Here is a 19,091-nt window from a genome sequence, read left to right on the forward strand (position 1 = left end):
TCACCACCTCATGTAGTGGGCCAGGGTCTCCATCCAGGAGGCGCGGGGTTCCTTGTCAAAGGTCCACGACACGTCGGAGATGGAGAAAGCCGCAAGGCCCTGAGCGCCGTTCCGCAGGATGGAGAACTCCTGTTCCGCGATGCCCCACACAATCGCCACGATGTCCTCCGGGAGATCGGACGGCTCATCCTCGGTCGCGTCCTTGGGCAGCACATACCCGGCGGTGAACTTCACTTCCAGGTAGCGCCGGGGGGCCGTGTAGTCGTTTGCAAGGCCGCCGATGTAGCCACGGAATACCCATCCCTCATCGCGGTACAGTACGCCCACGTCTCCGGTCATGGTAAAGTCGTAGCTGCTGGGGTCTATGCTCACGCCGTGCTCGGTGTCCCGGACGTACTCAACCGCCCGTATGGGGTACTGAGTGAGCACAAGCTCCTGAGTGCCGGGGGCGACGTACCTGTGGGTGTAGGTGGCCTTGCCGAACTTCCGCCCGGTGATGGTCTCAATCCAGGCAGACGCCGAATTGATAAGCCGGATGATGTTGTTCTTTACAGCGGTGTCCGCCGCCTCCGGTGGGATGCCCAGGCGCTCCATCGTGTCCTCAAGAGTAGTCATGGCGTTTGCGGCCAGCTTTACAGTCGGTTCATTTGCCACGGTGTCGCCTCCATTCTCAGGGGGAGGCGCGGGCTACTCGCCCGCGTCCTCCTTTTTGCCGTCGTTCTTGGGAGTGGTCGCTTTCTTCTCCTTGGGGCCTGCCTCCCGCTTGTTCTCGGCGGGTTTCACGGTCTCGGAGGGATAGTGTCTTGCCATAGTGAAAACCTCCTTGTAGGGCCTCTCAGGGCCAAATTAGACGGGGACCTCGGAAGCGTCGCCCAGGGCCAGGGCAGCGGTAGCCTCGCAGGACGGAGTGGAGCCGCCGGAGCAGGAAATCTCCACCTTGACCTTGATGTACTGCTTGAGGCCCACCAGGTCCAGGTCGAAGTTTACCAGCTCGCCGCCTGCGGCGTCGGTGGTGACGGAGATCACGCCCGCATCGTCCAGGGGCGCGTTGCCCACGCAGACCAGCTTATCCTTGACGGGCGCGTAGCCGGTGCTCTGCTGGTCGCTCTCGGTGATGGTCAGCTTCACGGCCATACCCGTAGGGGAGCCGGAGGGAGAGCCGACCTTGACGGCCAGGATGCCGGAGAGGAAGCCCTCGCGGTTGATGGCGTCCTCGCTGGTGTACGGGGTCACTTTGACACTCTGAATAAGTGCGCGTTTCATAGTTGAAATTCCTCCTTGTTGAAATTATAGGGCCGGGGCGGTATGCCCCGGCCTCTGATTAAAACGCCTTGATGTTCTTGACGTGCAGGAAGCTCTCCTTGTGACGGGCGGCGATGTCCACGTACATGAGGGCGCGGGTGGCGGCCAGGTTCTCTTCAAAGGCGTTGTGCTGGTTGCCCTCTTCATCGACCCAGGAGCCGTCCAGGGTGGTGTAGGTCTCAAGGCCCATCTGCTCGCCCACCAGGAGGTCCGCCCAGTTGCCAAAGGCCAGCTCAGTGAGGCCGGTGGTGTCGGTGGTGATCTGGTTGGACACGCGATAGGGGAAGCCCAGCAGCTTGCCGATGTTCATCTCATCGCGGTAGATGTACGCGCCGGTGGTGGTCTTGAGGTTCATCAGGTAGCCCTCCAGGACGGAGTTGAACGCCCAGCCGAGCTTGTTATCGTCCACGTTCTTTGCCAGGACCTTAGAGCGGACGAACACGGGGAAGTCGGCAGTAATCTTGCCGTTGCTGTCGGCCAGGTCCTCGTTGCTCAGGGTCTTGGCGTCCACGTGCTCAACCTCCTTGTCGGTGAACACGCCGAGGGGCTGGAACTCGCCGCCCTTGCCGAACATAGCGCCGAAGTCAAGGCCCAGCTCCATGCGCCGGGTCAGGTCGTTGGCGAAGAGCTGATCGGCGGAGTAGTTGGTGCTCATCAGCAGCTCGCGGGTCTGAGGCACGATGGCCTCCAGGCGCTTTGCGGACAGACGGATGTTGCCGTAGGTGGGCTGGGTCTTCGCAATCTTGCGAGCCTCACCGCCCCAGGTAGCGCGGGCGCCGCCGGTCATCTTGGGGATGTTCAGGTTGCCGTTGGCCATGGGGACTTTCTGAGCGCCCAGCTCAAAGATGACGGTCTTGGAGTACAGCAGCTCGATGATCTGGTCCAGGTAGATTTCGGGGATGAGGTAGCCGCCGGCAGCAGGGTTGGTGGCAGACAGGGCCTTGAACTCGCGGGCCATGTCCGCATCGTCATACTTCCGCTGCGCGTAGAAAGAGGCGGCGTCGGGGTCATGCTTGCCGAACACGTCCAGGCACTTGATAGCGCGGGCGAGCTGGATAGCAGGCGGGACGGACTTCTTGGCGGTGCTGGTGGGGGTGGTACGGCTCATGTAAATGGAGCTGTACTTCCGCTGGACGGGGGAGGCCGCGCTCTTGCGGGCGCTTTTGGTCTGGTGCTTGCGGGCGGCGGCCTTGCGCCCCTTGGCCTCATCAGTCACTTCCTCATCCTCCTTGACCTCTTCCTCAACGCCGTCATCCTCCTTGGCCTCGCCCTCGGTGGCGTCGATAATCTCACCGACGGCCTCCATGACTTCCTCGGCGGTGACGTCGCCCAGCTCTTCGCCGGCCTCCTTGCGGCTCTTGCGCTTCTCAGCGACAACGGCCATAGCGTCCTCAATCAGACCGGAGATGTCAGCGGGGGCAACCTCGGCAACAGCGTCCTCGGTCCCCTCTTCGCCCTCGGCCTTGGCCTCGGCCTGCTCATCCAGGGCCTCCTTGACGCAAGCCTTGATTTTCTCGGTCAGCTCATCGGCCTCCATCTTCATAGACTTGCGGCCAGCGGGTGCGGTTCCTTTCTTGGGAATAGCCATTTGTAATTTCCTCCTTATAGCAGAATTTCATAGGTGATGCCGGTAGTCGGCGCGGACTTCTCGGCTCTGGTGTTGGCGGTACGGGAGATGGATTTCTCGGTGTCGCTTGCCTCTCGGATGATGCCGTCAAGGACCTTGGTAGCGGCTTTCATGGACGCGCTCGCGTCCTTGAGGGCCTTTAGCCGGGTCCCGCTGATTTTCCGACCGGCCTTGACTTCGGCGGTGGCTGCCTCCAAAAAGGCGTCCAGGAAACCGGCGGCGTCGGTGGCCTGCTTGTAGTCGGTGATCGTCGCCTCCGGGTTCATGGCCCAGGTAACGACGGAGACCTCCCACAGCTTGACTTCCCGCAGATGCCGGATGCCGTTTTCGTCGTAGTCAAAGACGATGGGGTCATATCCGATGGACAGCTCAGTGAGAACTCCATCTTTCAGCAGCACTTTGATGTCGCGTCCCATCGAAGTGTCGCTGATTTTGGCCTTAATGAAAAGGCCGTTGCTGTCTTCCCTCAGCTCCAAAGGTCTGCCAATGGGGAGCCAGCAGTCGTTGTGCAGGGCGAGTATCTTCACCCTCTCCCAGCCCTCGGCGATTGTCTTCGTGAAGGCACCAGGCTCAATTATGTCCCCGCCACTGTCGATGTTGCCATAGACGGCGGCGTAGCCACTAAAGATGCCGCTCTCTTCGTCGTACTCTTCGGTACGGAAAGACAGCGTTTTGTGCTCCGTCTTGGAGCTTTTCACTTTCACCCCTCTACGGAGCGAAGCCTCCCACGCTTTCAGGCCCCGCCCGGAGGCATAGTAAAACGGCGAGACCCGCAGATGTGCCGCTGCGAGCTTCGCCGTCATAACGGGGTCATCGTTGGTAATATTCGTGTCCGGGTTTGCGGTGCCGTGTTCAAGCTCCGCATTCATCCCGGCTGTCAGGGCTTTCAGGTCGAACCGCTCTTTCTCCAGGTCGATACCCGCAGATCGGGCGGCCTCCTGAGCCTGCATCTCGGTAAATTCCATCAGGCGTCCTCCTTATTTGTCGAATGTCAGGAAACAGTGGCAGTTCACGACCTCGGCGGGGTCCGTGCAATCCGGGTCACAGGGCTGCATGAGGCCGTTTGAGAATTTGGCGTCAATAGGGACCCGCTCACCGTTCAGGCGCTTGTGGGAGGGTCTGGCGGCGCTCATGTTGGCAACGTGCCAGGTCTTCCAGGCGGCCCCGGCCTTTCGCATCATGTCGTAGTGGCCGGTCAGGAGTGAGGTATTGCACTCTTGGGTAGCGATGGTACGCGCCCTGGATGCCGTGGTCTGCATCTCCTGTTCAATCTGCTTGGCGATGGTGGCCCGGCTGTCTCCGTGCTCCAGGCCAGCGGAGACGATACGGGCGATGGACTGCTGGGTGGTCTCTGTGATGCCTTTGACCCGGACGCCGCCCCGCAGCTTCGCCGTGCTGACAAGCTCCGGCCTCTGGACCGCCTGGAGGTTGTAGAGCTTGGCAGACACCCCAGCGCCTTTGTCGTAGCTCTCTTTCCACAGCGGCTCAAAGATATTCAGCAAGGCCGTTTCCTCCTTGGGCCAGTCGATGAGGCCCAGGGTAAAGGCGCTCACAAGGCGGGTGCGGTCTGCCTCGCTCAAAGAGGACCACGCCGCCGCGCTCTGCTCCGCTGCGTCCTCGCTGTTCGGGTCATAGCCGGGGATGGCCCCCATGAGAATGTCCCAAACGCTCCGCTCATCCTTGGTGGTGCCGCCCATGGCGTCACTCACCCGGCGGCCCTGCTCCCGCAGATATTTGAGGGTGGCAATCTCAAAGCGCTGGGTCTGCTCCCTCTCAGCTTGCAGCAGGGCGCGTTGTGCGGCCTGCACCTGGAGGCTTTTCCGCTCTTCCGGGGACGTACCCTTGGAGGACACGATTTCTATGCCCTCTGTGCCGTCTCCCGCCCCCTCTGAGCCGTTTTCGGCGTCCAGGGGTATTCCGTTATCTGTTATCTCAATGTCCTGTTCTCCGCCCGTCTCAAGCGGTGGTGCGCTCTCTGCATACTGGAGGTTAGCCGCCGCCGTGGAGATCGCCACAGGGTCATCGTCTTCCCGGATGTAGACGTCGGAGAACTGCGTCTTGTAGACGTCGCCGCCCACCAGGGCCGGAGGCATACCCAGCTTCTCGCGGGCCTCATCCTTGGTGAGTAGTCCGGCATTCCAGCCGTCGATGCCCAGGGCCTTGTCAAACTCCTGGTTCCGGGGGATGATGTCATCGAAGCGCCACACCAAGTCGTTTCCGAAATACGGGATGATCTGGTTGTTGATGGCCTCTTCCCGGCGGCGTAGGTTGGGCATAAGGACGTTTTGGGCATAGATGAACTGAGCCGCCTCCGACGTGGCCCGGTTGCTGCTCTCCGTGATACCCATAATCTCACGGGGGACGCCGAAGTGCTCAAGGACGGCATTCCGCAGGAATGTGCGCCCGTTCACCATGTCCATGTCTTTCATGCTGTCTCCAACCTTGTTCACCGTGACCTCGCCGTTGACAGTAGCGACGCCGTGGCTCTGGAACACTCCCCGGAAGCGCTCAAGCCATTCAGACCGGAAGCGCTGTCGCTGCTCCGGGGTGGACTTGGGCATACCGATGATGAGGTTCGGCGTGGCGTCGTTGAAGAAAAAGCGCTTTTGGAACTTGGCCGCGTATTCGTCGGTCTCAATCTCATCTGCCAGGGCCTCAGCTTGCCCCAGGCCGCGCTTGAACGGGTCTATCGGGTTCAGGTCTTTCATCACGAACATATCATCTACGGACACGTTCATCAGCAGACCGTTGGTGAGCCGGACGGTGTAGTACGGGTGGTCCAGGTACGGGGTCATCTGTACCCAATGGACAGGGACCGGCCACAGCTCCACAGGGACGCCCAGGGGCGATTTCTCCATGATGAAGTACCCCTCTCCCTTGAGCTTGAGGTAAATCTCCAGGAGCCGCCACAGGGCCGCGTTGCTCATCTCATGCAGCGGGTTTGGGTTCGCCCAAAAGTCCAGGAACGGGTGATGAGTAAGCTCCTGTTCGTCTCCGTTCTCATCCACCCGGTAGAGCTTGCCCTCTGCAAAAGACAGATCGGAGGCGATGCGCTCCACGACGGACAGGCGGGGGTTGGTGTGAAACGCGTCTATCCATTCCTGGGTATTGCGCTCCGGCGGGTTGGTCCACCTGGGCAGCATAACGCTGTCGCTCCGGTAGGTCTGGCTCGCCCTCCCCGCACCACCCCCTCTAAATCGGTTCCAGAATGGCACGGTTATTCGCCTCCCTCGCGCTTCGGCTTTTTACCGAGCACCTGGGAGACAGCGGGGTTTTTGGGGCCGCCGGTCATCTTCTGCCAGCGGCGCCGGGCCTCTGCCGCCGTATTTGCCCGGATGTACTTCATCGGCCAGCCGTCAGCCGATACAAGGTAACTGCATTTCGCTTTCATGGTGTCCTCCTTAGTCAATGCTCCAGTCGCTTACCAGCGGGTCATGCAGGGCCAGGGCCAGCGCGTCTCCCATATCCGGGGAGGACAGGCCGCGCTTTTTCATGGCCTCTTTCCTCTCCAGCTCAATCTTGCCTGCGCTGTTCACCACGTATTTCCGGTTGGAAAGTTGGCTTATCTGCTTATCATCGGGATATAGTTTGATGCTCTGCGTCCGCAGGGCCTCCCGGACCGCGCCCCACATAAGGCCGGTGCTGTTCTGGTAGTCGATGGGGTCATCGTCGCTGATGGTGCCGCCCTCGCCGCCGAAGTGACACTCCACGATGTCCAGGGAGAACGGGGGTGGGGCGTCCTCATCGTCGGCATACCGGCGGTCTCGCTGGGCCTGAACTTCCTCCACGATCTGCTCCCGCAGCTCCATGAGGCGGTCAAAGACGCCGACGCCCAGGCCGTCACAGTCGATTTTGACGTGTATCTCTGCCCAGGGCTGCTCCAGGGCATAGCGCTTGATGAGCTGGACGGCCTTGCCGCTCAGCTCCATGGTGTCGTTGTGGTGGTATATCTCCGGCTTTTCCTGGAGCTTCTTGTCCAGGACAGGGGATAGGACGCTGCTGTCATCGCCGTAGCGGGCGACGTCAATCCCGATGTCCACGCGGGCCGCCCGGTCAATCTCCGGGGCCTCAGCCTCGCTTGCCCGCTCTGCCCACTCCATCGGTATGAAGCTGTCAGGCAGGGCCTTGGGGAACTCCCCAGCCACACGGACTCGAAAGACGTCGCTGTCCTCACCAAACATATCAATGATGGTGTCGATGAACTGCTGATCTACTCGGCTGCTGTCCCGCCCGTCAATGTGCATGGCGTTGTAAAGCTCGCGGGACTTGTGGTGGCTGTCATAGAAAAAGCCGGTAATCTTCGTGGGGTTACCACACATTACCAGCTTTGCGCCCTCCGTAGATAGTGCGCCGAGGACCGGCTCGAATATCTCATCTCGGACGCCGGAGGCTTCGTCGATGATGTAGAGCACGTGCTCGGCGTGAAAGCCCTGGAGGGCGTCGGGCTTACTGGCCGTCCGGCCTACCGCGAACCACTCTTCCGGGTGGCCTCTCATGTAGACCTTTTCCTTGGTCCATATCAGCTCTTGAGACAGGGCCGGGTTACTGCGGAGCCATTTCGCAATCTCGGCCCACAGGATGTCCCATAGCTGGTGCTGGGTGGGGGCGGTGCAGGGTATCTTGGGATATGGCCTGGTAGTCAGAAACCAGATGGCAAGCCAGCTCTCCACCGCGCTCTTGCCGATACCGTGGCCGGAGCGAACAGAGGTCATGGGGTACTGCGCTACACTGTTCAGGATGGCCTTTTGATTGCTGTCCGGCTTGGCCCGTATAATGTCCTCTACGAAGTCCACCGGATTGTCGGCGTAGTAGAGGATGGCGTCACTTGTCAGGTTCATTCTGCTGCTTCCTCCGTTCCCACGCCTCAGAGATGACGGCGGCAAGGCTGCTGTCGGCCTGCTCATTCGCCTTGCCCGGTGCTGTGTCGGCCTCCAGCTCCATGCGGTTCTCACGCTCCAGCTTGGTAGCCTCCCGGATGAACGCCACAAGGTTCTTCGGGTCTATCTCGCTGGGGTCCATGTCCTTGAGGGCCTGCAACGCCTTTTCCTGCAATTTCAGGGCGATGCTGATATGACGGTCAGCCATTTTCCGGCGCTTCTTGACGGCCTGGGCATGGGCTTTCCTCTGGACGTCAACGTCGTATGCGGCGGTCCGCTCCACCCACTGATAGGTGCGGCTCCATCGGCCTATGAGCGTGGTACTTTTGTTTAACTGCTTAGCAACCGCCCGGATGCTGCGCTCTTCCCCCAGCTCCAGGTAGACCGAAAACGCCTCATACGCTTTGACACCCTCGCCCTCCAGACGCTCCCACGGCTCGGTGTCTCTGTGCTTCGGCATTCCGATCTACCCTCCTTTCGGGGCCGGTAGCCGTCACTTAACGGCTATCCAGCCACAGAAATTCAGGCAGCGCCAAAACATATCGACTTGCCGAAAACCGGCGGTCCGCATCATGTCCACGCTCCACTCGGCCTTGAGCGGAGACAGCACATTTTCCAGGCTGCGCCGCTTGGACATGATTTGCTCATCGGTATAGCCGTTCTCCCGCTTCATCTCGTAGTAGAGGTCCACCATCAGGTCATCCATGTTTTCACTGAGGATTTTCTCTACAAAGATGAGCGCCCCGCCGTCGGTCAGGCCGTCGTAAATCTGCTTGAGCATCCGGGGCCGGTAGGACGTCGGCATGAACTGCATGGACAGGACGGAGAGGACCAGGCTGCTCTTTTGCTCAAATGGCAAATACTCCCAAATATTCCCTTGCCGGACCGTGACGTTGACGTCTGCCCGGAAGCGCTTCTCGCAGGCTTCCACCATGGCCGGTGCGTTATCCACCAGCAGAAAGTTGTTGCTCTGGCCGTACTTCACCACGAATGGCTCCACGGCCAGGCCGGTACTGCACCCGACATCCACAATCAGGGTCTCCGGCTGGATGAAGCGCTCGCCCAGCTTGTAGGTAAGCGCCCGCATAGATCGGTAGTCCGGGATGCTGCGCTCAAGCATATTGGCGAAGCAGGCGGCCACTTCTCCGTTGAACTCCCATTTCTCCCCAGGGTGTACGTTGTCTCTCATTTTGCCTCTCCTTTCGTCGGAGGGGGCAGGCGAATACCGAGCCGGTGCTCAAACGCTTCCCGCGCTCGCTGAGACAGTCCCATGCGTGAGCCGTCCGGGTAGGGAAGCTCAAATTCAAAGTCCAGCGCAGCGGCCAGGGCCGCAGGGTCCACAATCGGGTCTGCCGCCTCCATGTACCAGAATTTTGTTATCATCTCCAGGCGCTTCACGGTACGGAAGCACGGGGCGAAGATCGCCCGCATCTCTTCCTCGGTGTGGCCCTTTTGGACCTTGGGGTGTGCTCCGATGTCCCCCAGGATGGTGTTAGGCTCATAGTCCAGGTCAAAGGTCAGGATTTTTTCTGCGGCCATGAACTTTTTCTTCGTGTTCACGAACTGCGGGGCCTTGTTGCTCTGGCACCAGCAGACCACCATCCCGTCCGGGGCGCACAGGGCTGCCGCGATGACCGCAATCTGCTTCCGGTCCGCCATAAAGGGTACGCTGTTGAACACGCTGGAGATAAAGACGCTGCTATACGGCGTCCCGGCCTCAACTTCGTCCAGGAAGCGGGCGGCAATCTCCAGGCTCTTTTCCTTGTGGATTTTCTCGCCCACGGTCACGAAGTACGGCTCAAAGGCTGATACCTGAATACCGGCCTTGCGGAGCGTCCTGGTGTTGTTGAGCTTCCCGGCTCCAAAGTCTACCACGCTGGACCCGTAGTGTCGGCGCCAGGTCTCCAGGGCCGCGCCCTCCAGCTTGCAGAAGTCCCGCCCGCAGTTTTTCGGGAACACGCCCTTAAAGAAGCCGTCCCCCAGGGCGGCGTTGCCCTCGGCGTCGGTCTCCCTGGTGTTCCGCTCCCGCATGAAGCTGTTGAAGCGCAGATCGTCGGCGTAGGTGCCCTCCATGTCAAAGTCCATGGATAACAGGTTGAGCATGGAGGACGCGAAAGCCTCTTGCTCCGGCCTCACCTTGACGCAGGCGATGACCTTTCTGCCGGCCTCCGCTGCTACTTGCAGGCGGCCTATCCCGTTGATGACGTTCCCGGCCTCCCCGATGACTACCGGCATGGCGTTCCCGATTCGGCGCTCCAGGGATTTTGCAAGCTGCTTGATGTGGGTGTCGAAGCTCCGGTGATTGAGCTTTGCCAGCTTCACGACGTCCATCCGACGCAGGGCGTAGACGCAGGGGAATGATGCTTCGGTCCCCGGCTCGATGTCCGGCAGCTCCCCGGTCATGGCCTCGATGTCCATTTCATAGAGGCGGCGTCGGATGATGGCGCAAGTGTCCTGCTTCTGGAGGTCATTCGTGGCCCGGTTGAACAGGACGTTCACGGCCCGCCGCTCGCCCAGGGTCTTTCCGCTCACATACTCCACGGGTATCTGCCGGAAGCCCATGCGGGAGGCTACAAGGTGCCGCTGGTGTCCGCTCAGGATTTCGCCGCTCTCATCGGCGTAGATCGGGAGCAGAAAGCCCAGCTTACGGAGGGACAGCTCTGTGAGGGCAAGGCGCTTTTCGTCGTTGCGCCGGGGGTTATACTCCGACGCTCGCACAGCGTCGATGGGGACAAGTTTAATCATGGCGCAGCAACCTCCGTTTCATCTCCTGGGCAATTTCTCCCTGGTCGAAGATACCGGCGTCCCGGATGCTCTCGACCAGGCGCTTGTAGCGCGGGACCTCGACCTTGAAGTGTAGGTGTCCAATTCGGACAACCGTAGTCCCCATGGCGGGCTCATCGTCACCGCCGGCGGGTTCGTCCTCTTCCTCGCCGTCGGCGTCCTCGGCGTCCGGGTCTTCGTCCTGGTCCCAATCCGGGTCATCGTCGGCGTCCTCGCCCTCGCCGTCCCCGCCGAGCTGCCGGTAGACCAGGACCTCATCGCGGTCAAAGCCGGTCTCAAACTCCAGGACCTCATCATCCCGCAGCAGCTCGCCCAGGCGGTCGGTGTCCCAGCGGCCCTCGATGCGGTTCAGGGCAAGGCAGAGCTTCATCTCCTTGCTTTCGTCCGGCTGGTCGATGACGGAGCAGAGCACTTCTTTCCATCCCAGGTCCCGGAGGACCACAAGGCGCTGATTACCACCAATGCAGCGCATATTGTGGAGGTTCACGACCGGCGGCTCCACCATGCCGTTAAGCTCAATACTCCGGCGCAGGGCCTTGTACTCATCGCTTCCGCTCTCGATGTCTTCACGGGGGTTATACGGGGCGGCCACGATGTCGGAGAGCTTCAGCATCTCCAGTCTGGTTTCATACTTCATCGAAAAGCCTCCCTTTCAGCTCCGCGCAGACAAGCTCCTGAGTAAAGCCCACCTTTTCCCGGACGTCTGCCATAAGGTCCTCAAACTCCGCTTCCTCCAGACGGAAAGAGAAGTCGCCCACGATACACTTAATGCCGTCGGCGGTGTCCTCTTTCTTGCCCAGGGAGGGCGGTTCCTCATCCTCGCCCAGCTCACCGCCGATTTCCCCCAGGAGATCGTCAATGTCTGCCTGGGTAAAGCCGGTGGCGAGTAGGTTCTCTCCATCGTCGATGAGCTGCTGGATGATGTCGGCCAGTTGGCCGTAGTCCCATTCGCCGTCCAGCTTGTTCAGGGCGATGCACAGCGCCTTGGCCTGGGCCTCCGGCATATCCACCACGACGGCGTTTGTCTCCGTCTCCCCGGCGGCCAGCAGGACGGAAAGCCGCTGGTGTCCTCCGATCAGGCAGTTGTCCCGGATGTTCACGATGAGAGGCAGGACCAGGCCGTTTTCCTCAATGCTCGCGTCCAGGGCTTTATACTCCTGGTCCTTGGGCGTGAGCTGCACCCTGGGGTTATAGGGGGCCGGTTTGATGTCGGCCAGCTTGATTACTCTGGTTTCCACGCTTCCACTCCTTTCAGATTTGGGCAATAAAAAAGCGGGGCGCTCTCGCGTCCCGCCTGGTGGCTGATATTCAGTTATCCGAATAAGCTGCATTGGTCGAAAGCCGGGACCCTCGCCATGCCCGCCGATTTGATGAAGCGGTCATAGGGGGCGGCCTCAATACCGAACCGCGCATACATGGCCCGCGTCTTCGGATTGCTCTCCACCGCGTAGTAGTGCGCCCCCTCCGGGCCGTTCTGTGCGCCGTGCCGGGGCAGGATGAAGCGCCGGAGGGCGCTCTCCTTGAAGACCGGAGGCTCCGCGTTGATGTCGTTGAAGTACCACTCCTGGGGCTGCCAGCCGGTCTTCCGCTTGATGTTCGCCATAGTCTGCTTCATCTGGTAGTCCGGTCTGGCCGTCACGATGATAACATAGTCATCCCGGATGGCCTCAATCAGATCGGCCCGGTACTCTTCGGCCTCCATGCGCCGGGAGAATGGCCGGAGCATTCGCGTGTCCGCCTGGTTTCCTACCAGGGTGTAGTTTAGATCGAGTAGGCAGATGTTTTTCATAGGTTAGTTACTCCTTTGCTTTTTCCTACCGTAATTATACCACATTTCAGGGCTTTTGTCACAGGTTTTCCCAAAAAATATGCCGTGAACTTGGTATTTATGACGGTTTTCTCTACCCACACTCTTTCATTGTGGATGAGTATAACACAGATAAATTGCACCGTCAAATTGTAAAATTGCACGGCAAAATTGCAAGCCCTTATCTCAAGGCTTCCGCGCCGTATAGCCAGACTGCGACGCGCTGCACAAGCCTCTTTCGGTGCCGCCAGACGGTGGAGGTATCACACTCCAGGGCCTCAGCTATGTCCCTATCGTCCACGTCATCCAGGTACTTCCCGGACAGCGCCCGGTAATAGGGGTCATCCCGGACCGTGGCGAGCGCACGCTCCAGGGTCTCAATCTCATAGCGGTCCGCCGCGATGGTGGCCTCCATGTCCATGAGAACGGCCTCCCATATCTCATCCGGGGTGAGCCGGTTCCCGTTCTTGACAAACCGGGTGATGCTCTTGCTCCGCTCTCGCGGCCCGTAGAGCTTGAACTCTTCCAGCCGCTCAAGGTCATCCTCCAGCTTGATTTTCAGGGTGGGCAGGCCGTAGAGACGGCGCTCAGTAGCCTTGAAAGCATCTTTGGCGGTGCGCTCGGCAGAGATGCGTCCGGCTTCAACGGCCTGCATGATGATGTCCCTGATGTTCTCCTGTGATTTGCCCATTGATTTTGTCGCCTCCCATGTGGTAAAATAGCTTTGTCACGGGCTGTCTTCCCTCCGGGGGAGGCGGCTTTTTTATTTGCTCAGGGCTTCCCGCCCTTTATGATCTGGAAGTTTCTCCGGCGCGTCTCTGCGGCCCTCGCTCTCCGCTGTTCGACTATCCTCTGCATCTCAAGGTACTTTTCCGGGAGCTTGTGCCTTGGGCAGTCCGGGCGCCACTGGCTGCGCTTGGAGAAGTCGCCGTCGTAGTGCTTGCACTCATCGCAGCAGAAGCAGATGTCCTCGGCGTTCTGGACCTCGCCCGGCGTCATGTACCACGCCTCAAGCTCCGCATTGTAGAGACAGTGATCGCAGGCGCACCCATAGCAGCTCATGGCAGATTGATGTCTACGGCGATGCACTCCACCCAGGGGAGGGCGTTGTAGGCTTCCTGGGCCTCCTTATCCGTCATGGAGAGAAATTCATCGTACCCCTTTACTTCGATGAGGACGGCCTCAACATCTTCATCGTCAAAGAAAAAGATGTGCTCTTCCGACACCAGGTACTTTGTGACGCTGGCCGCGCCCCAGGACCCCAGCCAGCGGGCGTAGCCCTCATCACAGACAATCTCGCTGTCCACCATCGGGACGATGGGCAGCTCCGGGTGAGCCTTAATCAGCTCCAGCAGATCGGCAATATTCTTATCCATACCTAAACCTCCACAGCTCACTTGACGCCATTAACCGCAGTCTGGAGCAGAAAGCCCAGGAGATACCAGACGCGGTCCTTGATTTTCTTCATGCAGATTTCGCGGCCCAGCTTCTCATCGTAGTTTTCAGGGCTTACGCAGGAAGACGCCTCCACCAGCTCAAAGCCATTCCGCAGCATGGCCCGGACGATGGTAGTCTTCTCCCCGGCGGTCTGCGTCCAGGTCTCCAGGATGAAGTTGTCCACCATCTCCTGACTGATGCTGGGCTTGCCGGTCCGCAGCTCCTTGTTGGTCTCCAGGGGAAGATAGGCCCGCTCAAACGTGTCCTTGGGGGACCAGCTCACATACCCGTCCGCATACCGGACGCGGTAGCCGTCCTCCACGCTGGGGAAGTTGGGGAACGCCTCGGACGGGTCATCGGTGATGGTGACGCGCCCCTGACCGTCCATGCAGCGGTAGGCAGGCTCGGCCTCAATAATCTTGGTCCCGATGTACTGTTTCATTTCTCATGTCCTCCAGTAAAGATATTTTTGAGCCGGTCCAGCAGGCTCAGCCGCTTGTCGGGGTGGGTGTCGGCTTCCTCCTTGCTCCACACGGCTTCCAAAACGTAGTCCTCTCCGCCGTCTCCCTTGGTGTGGATGAACACCGGAGTAGCGGCGATGGTCTCCAGCTCCGCGACCCGGCGCTCCAGGTTGCGGAGACGGTGCTCCCGGCGGGCGCTCATCTCTGACCCTCCATCAGCTCGCCCAGGCGGTTTTTCACCCGGACCAGGATGTCAAGCTCACGCTGGGCCGCTTTCTGTGCGGCCGGCATAGCGGCCCGCAGCACCGGCGAGATCGCGCCCATGATGGCGGTGCTGCCCTCCGGCGGGTTGACTTGCTTCTCCCGCTTCTCAATGAGGCCCTGGAGGTCCGCAAGAAGCTGGACGTCTTTCTGGAAATTACTCATGGTCTGTCCTCCAATCCCTCCAGGAACAACAGCACACCGGGGCCGCCGATGCGGACCTCATAGGGCGCTGCCTCCTGGGGCGTGATGTACTTATGCCCAAACCGGCCTTTCATGTCCCGCCACACTGTCCATGGGATGCGGTAAAATCCCACGGACCCAAAGGAGCACAGGACAAAGGCCACGGCTCCGAATTGATGCGCCCGCTCCAGGCGCTCCGTCTGGTCCGCTGTCACGCGGTCCTGGGTCATCTTCTCAACGTCGGTGTACTTGGCCTCGAAGTTGACCGCCCGGCCTCCGAACAGAAAGCCCTTGTAGTCGGCCTGAGCCGTGCTGGTGTAGTGCGCGATGAACTTCCCGCCGCCCAGGTCCTTAGTCGGCTGCATCGGCTCCGGCGTCTTCTCAATGTCAGCGATCTGGCGGCTCCGGTAGAAGTCGCAGGCCCCGTTTATCATCTGCTCAAAAAAGGCTCCCTGGGCGCGGTTCTTCCGGTTCTGGTATCTAAGGGCCGCTTTCGCCCTCTCGCTTGGTGTCATGCTCTAACATCGTCCTCCCCTCAGCCTCGGTGGAGAATACGGTCTTTCCCCAGGCGTCCAGCAGGGCCAGGGTAAAGGGCGTAGGCTCCACGATGCGGCGCGGGGTGACTACTCGGCCAAAGAGGAATTTCTCAGCCTCCCGTACCCCATAGTGACAGGCCGGGTTATCCCGTACCCGCCATACCGTAGCCCCCAGGGGGACCGGCAGGCGCAGCAGCAGGCCCGCCGCCTCATCCCTCCGGTATTGCTCAAGCTCCCTCAGCGCCGCACCGTAGATGCCCATTGTCTACTCTCCTAACTTTTAAGGCTTATTTGTTTGCTTTTTGTGGTGTTTTCCACAAATTCCACACACTTCTCCACAGAATTTGGCCGCCCTCATCAGCTCATCCACCACGCGCCCAGGGGATATGCCCAGGCGCTCAGCCTCGGCCTCCAGGTGGTAGGCTGTCTGCGACGATACGCGGATGGTGATTTTCTTTCGGTGCTCGCTCATGCCTCGCCTCCGCCAGTAGGCCGGAGGTAGCCATTTTCAACGGCCATGGCCCGGATTTTGCGGATGGTGGCGTCGCTGACCCGCAGGCCGGTGTCGCTCCTGGTAGCCAGGCTGTCAATAAAGCCGTTGATGACTTTCTCAAGCTCATCCTGCGAGATGACGATGGGCTGGTTGCGGGCCTCCAGCTCATCCAGGTAGGCACAGAGCTGAGCGTCGGTCATCTTCCGCACCCGGATTGCCCGGTCGTGCTGCTCCTGTTCAAAGCCGGTCCTCCGGCAGCTTCGCTTCTTCAATAGTTCTCCCTCCAGTTATTCTCCGTCTACCCGCACCATACCCTCGGGGTACTCCTGAATGAGAGGGCCGCCCCACAGGTCTTTCAGACTGTTTTTCATAAAGACGGGGACCCCGGCAGACTGAGCAACTTCCGTGATGGCCGCTACCCATTCCCGCTTCGGCTGCTTTCGCTTGCTCCCCGGTCCGGTCATGGCTCCGATGATGACCCAAAGAGGCTCACCGAGCCGCCGGAAACCGGCGCAGTCATCCGCGCTGAACGGCTCCAGCAGCGGCTCGATGCTCAGGAACGTGTTGACGCAGGAAGCTCCAAAGTATTCCGTCTCAGGGCCGGTGATCGTGGTCCCGTACCAGAAGTTCCGCTCCATGGGGAGCTTCCCGGCATGGCCCATGTCAAGATACCTCTGCGGGTTCTTGGTGAGGAACAGGTAGGTATGCTGCGGCGCTCGCTTGCAGGCAGCGAAGACATCCTCAATCCAGATGTCCGGCACCCACTCCCCAAACAGGTCTCCCATGCTGGAGACGAATATCCGCGCAGGCGTCTTCCGCTTCTCAGGATAGTCCATGGTGTAGGCGTGATAGGTGGGGGCAAAGCCCTTGGGGTACGGGGTGGAGCGCACAGGCTCCCCGTTTTCGTCGCAGAGCTTGGTAGGCTGCTCCACGTAGTAGCACCCGGTCCCCTTGGGCAGTACCTCCAGCGGCTCAATGATGGGCCGCTCGCAGGGGTGCGGGCCAAACCTGGACACCATGCGCCGGGCGTAGCAGTATTCGCACCCGTGCTTACACCCCGTTACAGGGTTCCATGTGTGGCTGCACCACTCAATGTCGGTCTTGTGAATATTCATAGGTCAGTTATTTCCTTTCCCTGAGCCAGCCGCACCGCATATTGCAGTCAGAGGAACAGGAGGCGCAGCAATCGTATGGCTCCGAGCAGTAGGCGGCGGCCCCACAATGCCCGGTCGGGCTTTTCCCCGTGATGCACTTCCCGTTCAGCGGCCCTTTCTCAGTTTCGGCCTCGCCGCCGCCCGGCTTCACAATGTCAAATAGGCTGCATTGGTTCTCCATCATCTTCCGGTCGGCCTCTTCCTGCTTTATCTTCCGCAGGCAACAGGGACCGTACCCATCCCGCAAGCCCTGGGAGGATGTCAGCAGACCTCCACACCGCTTGCACCGGCGGGCGGGGATGGTGAACACTTCATCGTGCATAGGCTACACTCCAAACGCGATTAGAATAGACAGGGCCAGCATACCCGCAGATGTAACCTTTGCGCCGTTGCTCCGGTCATTCATGGTCTTGCCCCCAAAGGCGTAGCAAAAGCCAGTGAATGTAATCAGGATGAAGAGGGTCCACGTAAACAGCAGCATCGTCATTCACCCAGCAGCTCACAAAGGTGCTCCAGCTTGGCAATCTCCATGTCGGTGTTGTCACCGAAGATGACGTGGAGCTGGTTCAGCATGATTTCCACGTCGGCCCTCTCTTCGGAGATCGCCGCCAGGATTTCCGCCTCATCGCCCTGCTCATGGTCCTTGAAGCGCAGATACTTGAGTAGGGCCTTTTGCAGCTCGCTCATCTCTTCCACCGCCATGAGGATTTGAGCGCTCTCCCCGAACTGCTCCACGGCCTGCTCATAGAGGGCCATTTCCGCTTGCTCCGGCGTCTCATCCACCCCAGGCTGAGGACCGTCGGCGGGCCGGATTTCCGCCGCTCTCTTCTTGTCCTCGGCGTCGAGGATAGATGCCAAGATGTCAGATTTCAGAGTTAAAGCCGGGCGCACACCCCCGATGCCGAAGTACGCGATGCTGACGCTGAGGCTCCCGTCCGAGTACACGTAGCGGACGAAAGAGGTCCCGGAACTCTTCGGGGTCCCGTCCGGCGTGATGAGCCAGCGCCAATGCTCCGGCGCGGGGTGCAGATCGCGGGTCTGCCGGTACTCTTCGGCGGTGAGCATCGTTACCTTGTCCAGACAGTTTCCGTAGTCCCGGAGGCCGTCATCGGCGGTCAGGTCGCGGTAGGTGGGGACGATGGCGTCTTTCAGGCCGGGGCATTCAGCGATGAGCTTATCCAGGAACTCGCCGTTGAGCTGCTTCCGCAGGCTCGCCTTGTTCCAGTCGTTGCAGTCGTTCTCATCAAAGGGGGCCTGGAAGACGTCTTCGGTGGCCTCGCAGAAGTGGAGATCGGAACAGTCCGGCGTCGGCGCCGGGGTGGTCCGCAGCACAATCCAGTCCAGACCGGCCACGTGGAACACGTCTCCGTACTTGAAAGTCCTCTTTTGCTCTTGCATGGTAAATTCCTCCTGATTTTTATTTCCCCGGCTTCTGGCCGTGGGCTGTCTGTGGCGGCTTGACCTGTCCGCACCGGGTCGGGTGGTTCAAGCAGGGGTTCTTGCAGTTCTTATCCCGGTAGCCGCAATCGGCGCAGCAGATGTTACCGTGCCGCCGGTCGCAGTTGAAGATATTGCATCGGCGTGGATATGTTTTCTGCATGGCGTCTCCTTTCATGGGTTCGCCTCGTAAAACGCCTGAGCGAATCCAGGCGGGGTGATGGCTCTGAAATCGGCATCGCTTTTCGGTTTGGCCCACGCAAGCTGAGGGATAAGGGACTGAGCCGATTTGTGTAGGTATGCAAAATTTGGTTTCCCTCTTCCCGGCCTTGTGTATAGGGGCAGCTTGTCAGGTACGTCCTCCCACCGCTCATATAGCTTTTTCGGCGGGGTGAATGTACCCCAAAGCTCGGTTCTCTTGGTCCAGGGGTCTCCGTACTCCCATGGCTGGAAAATCATTGTAGACGGCCCCATGTATTCCCGCAGATGTCCAACGGGGTTTTCCATGGCCCACCATTCAGGACGGCACTTTTCAATAATTCTCAGACAGGCCATCACGACTTTCAGGCCCTCTTCCGGGTTCCGCGCCCGCGCCTCTGCCTTGCAGTTCAAGACCGAAAACTCCGTGCATGGAGGGGCCGCAAGAACGCCGTGGACTTTTTGGGGCGGTTCGTAAGTCAGTACATCATAGTCCGGTAGGGTTATGTTTCTAACGTCGTACCCCCCCCCCCC

Annotated in this window: 30 protein-coding genes; all 30 read right to left on the minus strand. The window is 60.0% G+C overall.

The features are described 5' to 3' along the window. Positions 1-654 carry a phage head-tail connector protein gene (locus HMPREF1546_RS13830; RefSeq protein WP_227126819.1) on the minus strand — a complete coding sequence of 218 codons (654 nt, stop codon included), beginning with the start codon at positions 652-654 and terminating at the stop codon, positions 1-3. 33 nt (positions 655-687) lie between these two features. Beyond that, the gene (locus HMPREF1546_RS19700; RefSeq protein WP_021750519.1) at positions 688-810 is read right to left on the minus strand and encodes a hypothetical protein; all 123 of its coding nucleotides are present in this window, start codon (positions 808-810) and stop codon (positions 688-690) included. Positions 811-846: 36 nt separating this feature from the next. After that, on the minus strand, positions 847-1,263 hold the full coding sequence (locus HMPREF1546_RS13835) for a hypothetical protein (RefSeq protein ID WP_021750518.1): 417 nt from the start codon (positions 1,261-1,263) through the stop codon (positions 847-849). Positions 1,264-1,321: 58 nt separating this feature from the next. Further along, the gene (locus HMPREF1546_RS13840; protein ID WP_021752043.1) at positions 1,322-2,890 is read right to left on the minus strand and encodes a phage major capsid protein; all 1,569 of its coding nucleotides are present in this window, start codon (positions 2,888-2,890) and stop codon (positions 1,322-1,324) included. A 14-nt stretch (positions 2,891-2,904) separates the two neighbouring features. After that, a complete protein-coding gene (locus tag HMPREF1546_RS13845) occupies positions 2,905-3,894 on the minus strand; it encodes an HK97 family phage prohead protease (protein WP_021750516.1) in 990 nt (329 codons plus the stop codon). A 12-nt stretch (positions 3,895-3,906) separates the two neighbouring features. After that, positions 3,907-6,072: a phage portal protein gene (locus tag HMPREF1546_RS13850; RefSeq protein ID WP_021750515.1), complete on the minus strand. Its 2,166-nt coding sequence runs from the start codon at positions 6,070-6,072 to the stop codon at positions 3,907-3,909. A gap of 74 nt (positions 6,073-6,146) precedes the next feature. After that, positions 6,147-6,320, minus strand: coding sequence for a hypothetical protein (locus HMPREF1546_RS18960; protein WP_154669738.1), 174 nt, complete (start codon positions 6,318-6,320; stop codon positions 6,147-6,149). A 10-nt stretch (positions 6,321-6,330) separates the two neighbouring features. Next, positions 6,331-7,767, minus strand: a complete 1,437-nt coding sequence (locus tag HMPREF1546_RS13855; protein WP_021750513.1) for a hypothetical protein — start codon at positions 7,765-7,767, stop codon at positions 6,331-6,333. Continuing rightward, positions 7,751-8,266, minus strand: a complete 516-nt coding sequence (locus HMPREF1546_RS13860) for a hypothetical protein (RefSeq protein WP_021750512.1) — start codon at positions 8,264-8,266, stop codon at positions 7,751-7,753. The genes HMPREF1546_RS13855 and HMPREF1546_RS13860 overlap by 17 nt, the downstream gene beginning before the upstream one ends. Positions 8,267-8,299: 33 nt before the next feature. After that, the gene (locus HMPREF1546_RS13865; RefSeq protein ID WP_021750511.1) at positions 8,300-8,995 is read right to left on the minus strand and encodes a methyltransferase domain-containing protein; all 696 of its coding nucleotides are present in this window, start codon (positions 8,993-8,995) and stop codon (positions 8,300-8,302) included. After that, the gene (locus HMPREF1546_RS13870; RefSeq protein ID WP_021750510.1) at positions 8,992-10,551 is read right to left on the minus strand and encodes a ParB N-terminal domain-containing protein; all 1,560 of its coding nucleotides are present in this window, start codon (positions 10,549-10,551) and stop codon (positions 8,992-8,994) included. Before HMPREF1546_RS13870 ends, HMPREF1546_RS13865 begins: the two co-directional genes overlap by 4 nt. Next, the gene (locus HMPREF1546_RS13875; RefSeq protein ID WP_021750509.1) at positions 10,544-11,227 is read right to left on the minus strand and encodes a ParB N-terminal domain-containing protein; all 684 of its coding nucleotides are present in this window, start codon (positions 11,225-11,227) and stop codon (positions 10,544-10,546) included. Before HMPREF1546_RS13875 ends, HMPREF1546_RS13870 begins: the two co-directional genes overlap by 8 nt. Continuing rightward, the gene (locus HMPREF1546_RS13880) at positions 11,217-11,828 is read right to left on the minus strand and encodes a ParB N-terminal domain-containing protein (RefSeq protein ID WP_021750508.1); all 612 of its coding nucleotides are present in this window, start codon (positions 11,826-11,828) and stop codon (positions 11,217-11,219) included. Before HMPREF1546_RS13880 ends, HMPREF1546_RS13875 begins: the two co-directional genes overlap by 11 nt. 74 nt (positions 11,829-11,902) lie before the next feature. Next, positions 11,903-12,379 (minus strand): hypothetical protein, encoded by a 477-nt coding sequence (locus HMPREF1546_RS13885; RefSeq protein ID WP_021750507.1) that lies wholly within the window; start codon positions 12,377-12,379, stop codon positions 11,903-11,905. A gap of 199 nt (positions 12,380-12,578) precedes the next feature. Beyond that, positions 12,579-13,088 carry a hypothetical protein gene (locus HMPREF1546_RS13890; protein WP_021750505.1) on the minus strand — a complete coding sequence of 170 codons (510 nt, stop codon included), beginning with the start codon at positions 13,086-13,088 and terminating at the stop codon, positions 12,579-12,581. A gap of 80 nt (positions 13,089-13,168) precedes the next feature. Then, positions 13,169-13,396 (minus strand): hypothetical protein, encoded by a 228-nt coding sequence (locus HMPREF1546_RS13895; RefSeq protein WP_050625003.1) that lies wholly within the window; start codon positions 13,394-13,396, stop codon positions 13,169-13,171. A gap of 59 nt (positions 13,397-13,455) precedes the next feature. Then, positions 13,456-13,773, minus strand: coding sequence for a hypothetical protein (locus HMPREF1546_RS13900; protein WP_021750503.1), 318 nt, complete (start codon positions 13,771-13,773; stop codon positions 13,456-13,458). A gap of 17 nt (positions 13,774-13,790) precedes the next feature. Beyond that, entirely contained in the window at positions 13,791-14,276 is a 486-nt protein-coding gene (locus HMPREF1546_RS13905; protein ID WP_021750502.1) for a Gp49 family protein, read from the minus strand. Further along, a complete protein-coding gene (locus HMPREF1546_RS13910; protein ID WP_021750501.1) occupies positions 14,273-14,497 on the minus strand; it encodes a hypothetical protein in 225 nt (74 codons plus the stop codon). Before HMPREF1546_RS13910 ends, HMPREF1546_RS13905 begins: the two co-directional genes overlap by 4 nt. After that, the gene (locus HMPREF1546_RS13915) at positions 14,494-14,721 is read right to left on the minus strand and encodes a hypothetical protein (protein ID WP_021750500.1); all 228 of its coding nucleotides are present in this window, start codon (positions 14,719-14,721) and stop codon (positions 14,494-14,496) included. Before HMPREF1546_RS13915 ends, HMPREF1546_RS13910 begins: the two co-directional genes overlap by 4 nt. Next, a complete protein-coding gene (locus HMPREF1546_RS13920; RefSeq protein ID WP_021750499.1) occupies positions 14,718-15,254 on the minus strand; it encodes a Holliday junction resolvase RecU in 537 nt (178 codons plus the stop codon). Before HMPREF1546_RS13920 ends, HMPREF1546_RS13915 begins: the two co-directional genes overlap by 4 nt. Beyond that, entirely contained in the window at positions 15,220-15,537 is a 318-nt protein-coding gene (locus HMPREF1546_RS13925) for a hypothetical protein (RefSeq protein ID WP_021750498.1), read from the minus strand. Before HMPREF1546_RS13925 ends, HMPREF1546_RS13920 begins: the two co-directional genes overlap by 35 nt. 18 nt (positions 15,538-15,555) lie before the next feature. After that, complete coding sequence (locus HMPREF1546_RS13930; protein ID WP_021750497.1) at positions 15,556-15,747, minus strand: hypothetical protein; 192 nt, start codon at positions 15,745-15,747, stop codon at positions 15,556-15,558. Further along, a complete protein-coding gene (locus tag HMPREF1546_RS13935; RefSeq protein WP_021750496.1) occupies positions 15,744-16,040 on the minus strand; it encodes a hypothetical protein in 297 nt (98 codons plus the stop codon). Before HMPREF1546_RS13935 ends, HMPREF1546_RS13930 begins: the two co-directional genes overlap by 4 nt. A 15-nt stretch (positions 16,041-16,055) precedes the next feature. Further along, a complete protein-coding gene (locus HMPREF1546_RS13940; RefSeq protein WP_021752045.1) occupies positions 16,056-16,883 on the minus strand; it encodes a DUF5131 family protein in 828 nt (275 codons plus the stop codon). Between the two features lie 7 nt (positions 16,884-16,890). Then, positions 16,891-17,244 (minus strand): hypothetical protein, encoded by a 354-nt coding sequence (locus tag HMPREF1546_RS13945; protein WP_021750494.1) that lies wholly within the window; start codon positions 17,242-17,244, stop codon positions 16,891-16,893. A 3-nt stretch (positions 17,245-17,247) separates the two neighbouring features. Continuing rightward, positions 17,248-17,403 carry a hypothetical protein gene (locus HMPREF1546_RS18965; protein ID WP_154669737.1) on the minus strand — a complete coding sequence of 52 codons (156 nt, stop codon included), beginning with the start codon at positions 17,401-17,403 and terminating at the stop codon, positions 17,248-17,250. Between the two features lie 2 nt (positions 17,404-17,405). Then, positions 17,406-18,320: a DUF6273 domain-containing protein gene (locus HMPREF1546_RS13950; protein ID WP_021750492.1), complete on the minus strand. Its 915-nt coding sequence runs from the start codon at positions 18,318-18,320 to the stop codon at positions 17,406-17,408. Between the two features lie 19 nt (positions 18,321-18,339). Then, on the minus strand, positions 18,340-18,522 hold the full coding sequence (locus HMPREF1546_RS19410) for a hypothetical protein (RefSeq protein WP_036630967.1): 183 nt from the start codon (positions 18,520-18,522) through the stop codon (positions 18,340-18,342). 11 nt (positions 18,523-18,533) lie between these two features. Beyond that, the coding region (locus tag HMPREF1546_RS13960; protein WP_021750490.1) for a DNA cytosine methyltransferase at positions 18,534-19,091 on the minus strand (558 nt) is incomplete at its 5' end.

Source organism: Oscillibacter sp. KLE 1745 (assembly GCF_000469445.2).
Classification (GTDB): Bacteria; Bacillota; Clostridia; order Oscillospirales; family Oscillospiraceae; genus Oscillibacter; species Oscillibacter welbionis.

What these genes read in the sequence shown, in the direction of transcription:
- HMPREF1546_RS19700 (WP_021750519.1), bottom strand. Translation starts at nt 810, where the DNA reads ATGGCAAGACACTATCCCTCCGAGACCGTGAAACCCGCCGAGAACAAG.
- HMPREF1546_RS13835 (WP_021750518.1), bottom strand. Translation starts at nt 1,263, where the DNA reads ATGAAACGCGCACTTATTCAGAGTGTCAAAGTGACCCCGTACACCAGC.
- HMPREF1546_RS13840 (WP_021752043.1), bottom strand. Translation starts at nt 2,890, where the DNA reads ATGGCTATTCCCAAGAAAGGAACCGCACCCGCTGGCCGCAAGTCTATG.
- HMPREF1546_RS13845 (WP_021750516.1), bottom strand. Translation starts at nt 3,894, where the DNA reads ATGGAATTTACCGAGATGCAGGCTCAGGAGGCCGCCCGATCTGCGGGT.
- HMPREF1546_RS13850 (WP_021750515.1), bottom strand. Translation starts at nt 6,072, where the DNA reads ATGCTGCCCAGGTGGACCAACCCGCCGGAGCGCAATACCCAGGAATGG.
- HMPREF1546_RS18960 (WP_154669738.1), bottom strand. Translation starts at nt 6,320, where the DNA reads ATGAAAGCGAAATGCAGTTACCTTGTATCGGCTGACGGCTGGCCGATG.
- HMPREF1546_RS13855 (WP_021750513.1), bottom strand. Translation starts at nt 7,767, where the DNA reads ATGAACCTGACAAGTGACGCCATCCTCTACTACGCCGACAATCCGGTG.
- HMPREF1546_RS13860 (WP_021750512.1), bottom strand. Translation starts at nt 8,266, where the DNA reads ATGCCGAAGCACAGAGACACCGAGCCGTGGGAGCGTCTGGAGGGCGAG.
- HMPREF1546_RS13865 (WP_021750511.1), bottom strand. Translation starts at nt 8,995, where the DNA reads ATGAGAGACAACGTACACCCTGGGGAGAAATGGGAGTTCAACGGAGAA.
- HMPREF1546_RS13870 (WP_021750510.1), bottom strand. Translation starts at nt 10,551, where the DNA reads ATGATTAAACTTGTCCCCATCGACGCTGTGCGAGCGTCGGAGTATAAC.
- HMPREF1546_RS13875 (WP_021750509.1), bottom strand. Translation starts at nt 11,227, where the DNA reads ATGAAGTATGAAACCAGACTGGAGATGCTGAAGCTCTCCGACATCGTG.
- HMPREF1546_RS13885 (WP_021750507.1), bottom strand. Translation starts at nt 12,379, where the DNA reads ATGAAAAACATCTGCCTACTCGATCTAAACTACACCCTGGTAGGAAAC.
- HMPREF1546_RS13890 (WP_021750505.1), bottom strand. Translation starts at nt 13,088, where the DNA reads ATGGGCAAATCACAGGAGAACATCAGGGACATCATCATGCAGGCCGTT.
- HMPREF1546_RS13895 (WP_050625003.1), bottom strand. Translation starts at nt 13,396, where the DNA reads ATGACGCCGGGCGAGGTCCAGAACGCCGAGGACATCTGCTTCTGCTGC.
- HMPREF1546_RS13900 (WP_021750503.1), bottom strand. Translation starts at nt 13,773, where the DNA reads ATGGATAAGAATATTGCCGATCTGCTGGAGCTGATTAAGGCTCACCCG.
- HMPREF1546_RS13905 (WP_021750502.1), bottom strand. Translation starts at nt 14,276, where the DNA reads ATGAAACAGTACATCGGGACCAAGATTATTGAGGCCGAGCCTGCCTAC.
- HMPREF1546_RS13910 (WP_021750501.1), bottom strand. Translation starts at nt 14,497, where the DNA reads ATGAGCGCCCGCCGGGAGCACCGTCTCCGCAACCTGGAGCGCCGGGTC.
- HMPREF1546_RS13915 (WP_021750500.1), bottom strand. Translation starts at nt 14,721, where the DNA reads ATGAGTAATTTCCAGAAAGACGTCCAGCTTCTTGCGGACCTCCAGGGC.
- HMPREF1546_RS13920 (WP_021750499.1), bottom strand. Translation starts at nt 15,254, where the DNA reads ATGACACCAAGCGAGAGGGCGAAAGCGGCCCTTAGATACCAGAACCGG.
- HMPREF1546_RS13925 (WP_021750498.1), bottom strand. Translation starts at nt 15,537, where the DNA reads ATGGGCATCTACGGTGCGGCGCTGAGGGAGCTTGAGCAATACCGGAGG.
- HMPREF1546_RS13930 (WP_021750497.1), bottom strand. Translation starts at nt 15,747, where the DNA reads ATGAGCGAGCACCGAAAGAAAATCACCATCCGCGTATCGTCGCAGACA.
- HMPREF1546_RS13940 (WP_021752045.1), bottom strand. Translation starts at nt 16,883, where the DNA reads ATGAATATTCACAAGACCGACATTGAGTGGTGCAGCCACACATGGAAC.
- HMPREF1546_RS13945 (WP_021750494.1), bottom strand. Translation starts at nt 17,244, where the DNA reads ATGCACGATGAAGTGTTCACCATCCCCGCCCGCCGGTGCAAGCGGTGT.
- HMPREF1546_RS18965 (WP_154669737.1), bottom strand. Translation starts at nt 17,403, where the DNA reads ATGCTGCTGTTTACGTGGACCCTCTTCATCCTGATTACATTCACTGGC.
- HMPREF1546_RS13950 (WP_021750492.1), bottom strand. Translation starts at nt 18,320, where the DNA reads ATGCAAGAGCAAAAGAGGACTTTCAAGTACGGAGACGTGTTCCACGTG.
- HMPREF1546_RS19410 (WP_036630967.1), bottom strand. Translation starts at nt 18,522, where the DNA reads ATGCAGAAAACATATCCACGCCGATGCAATATCTTCAACTGCGACCGG.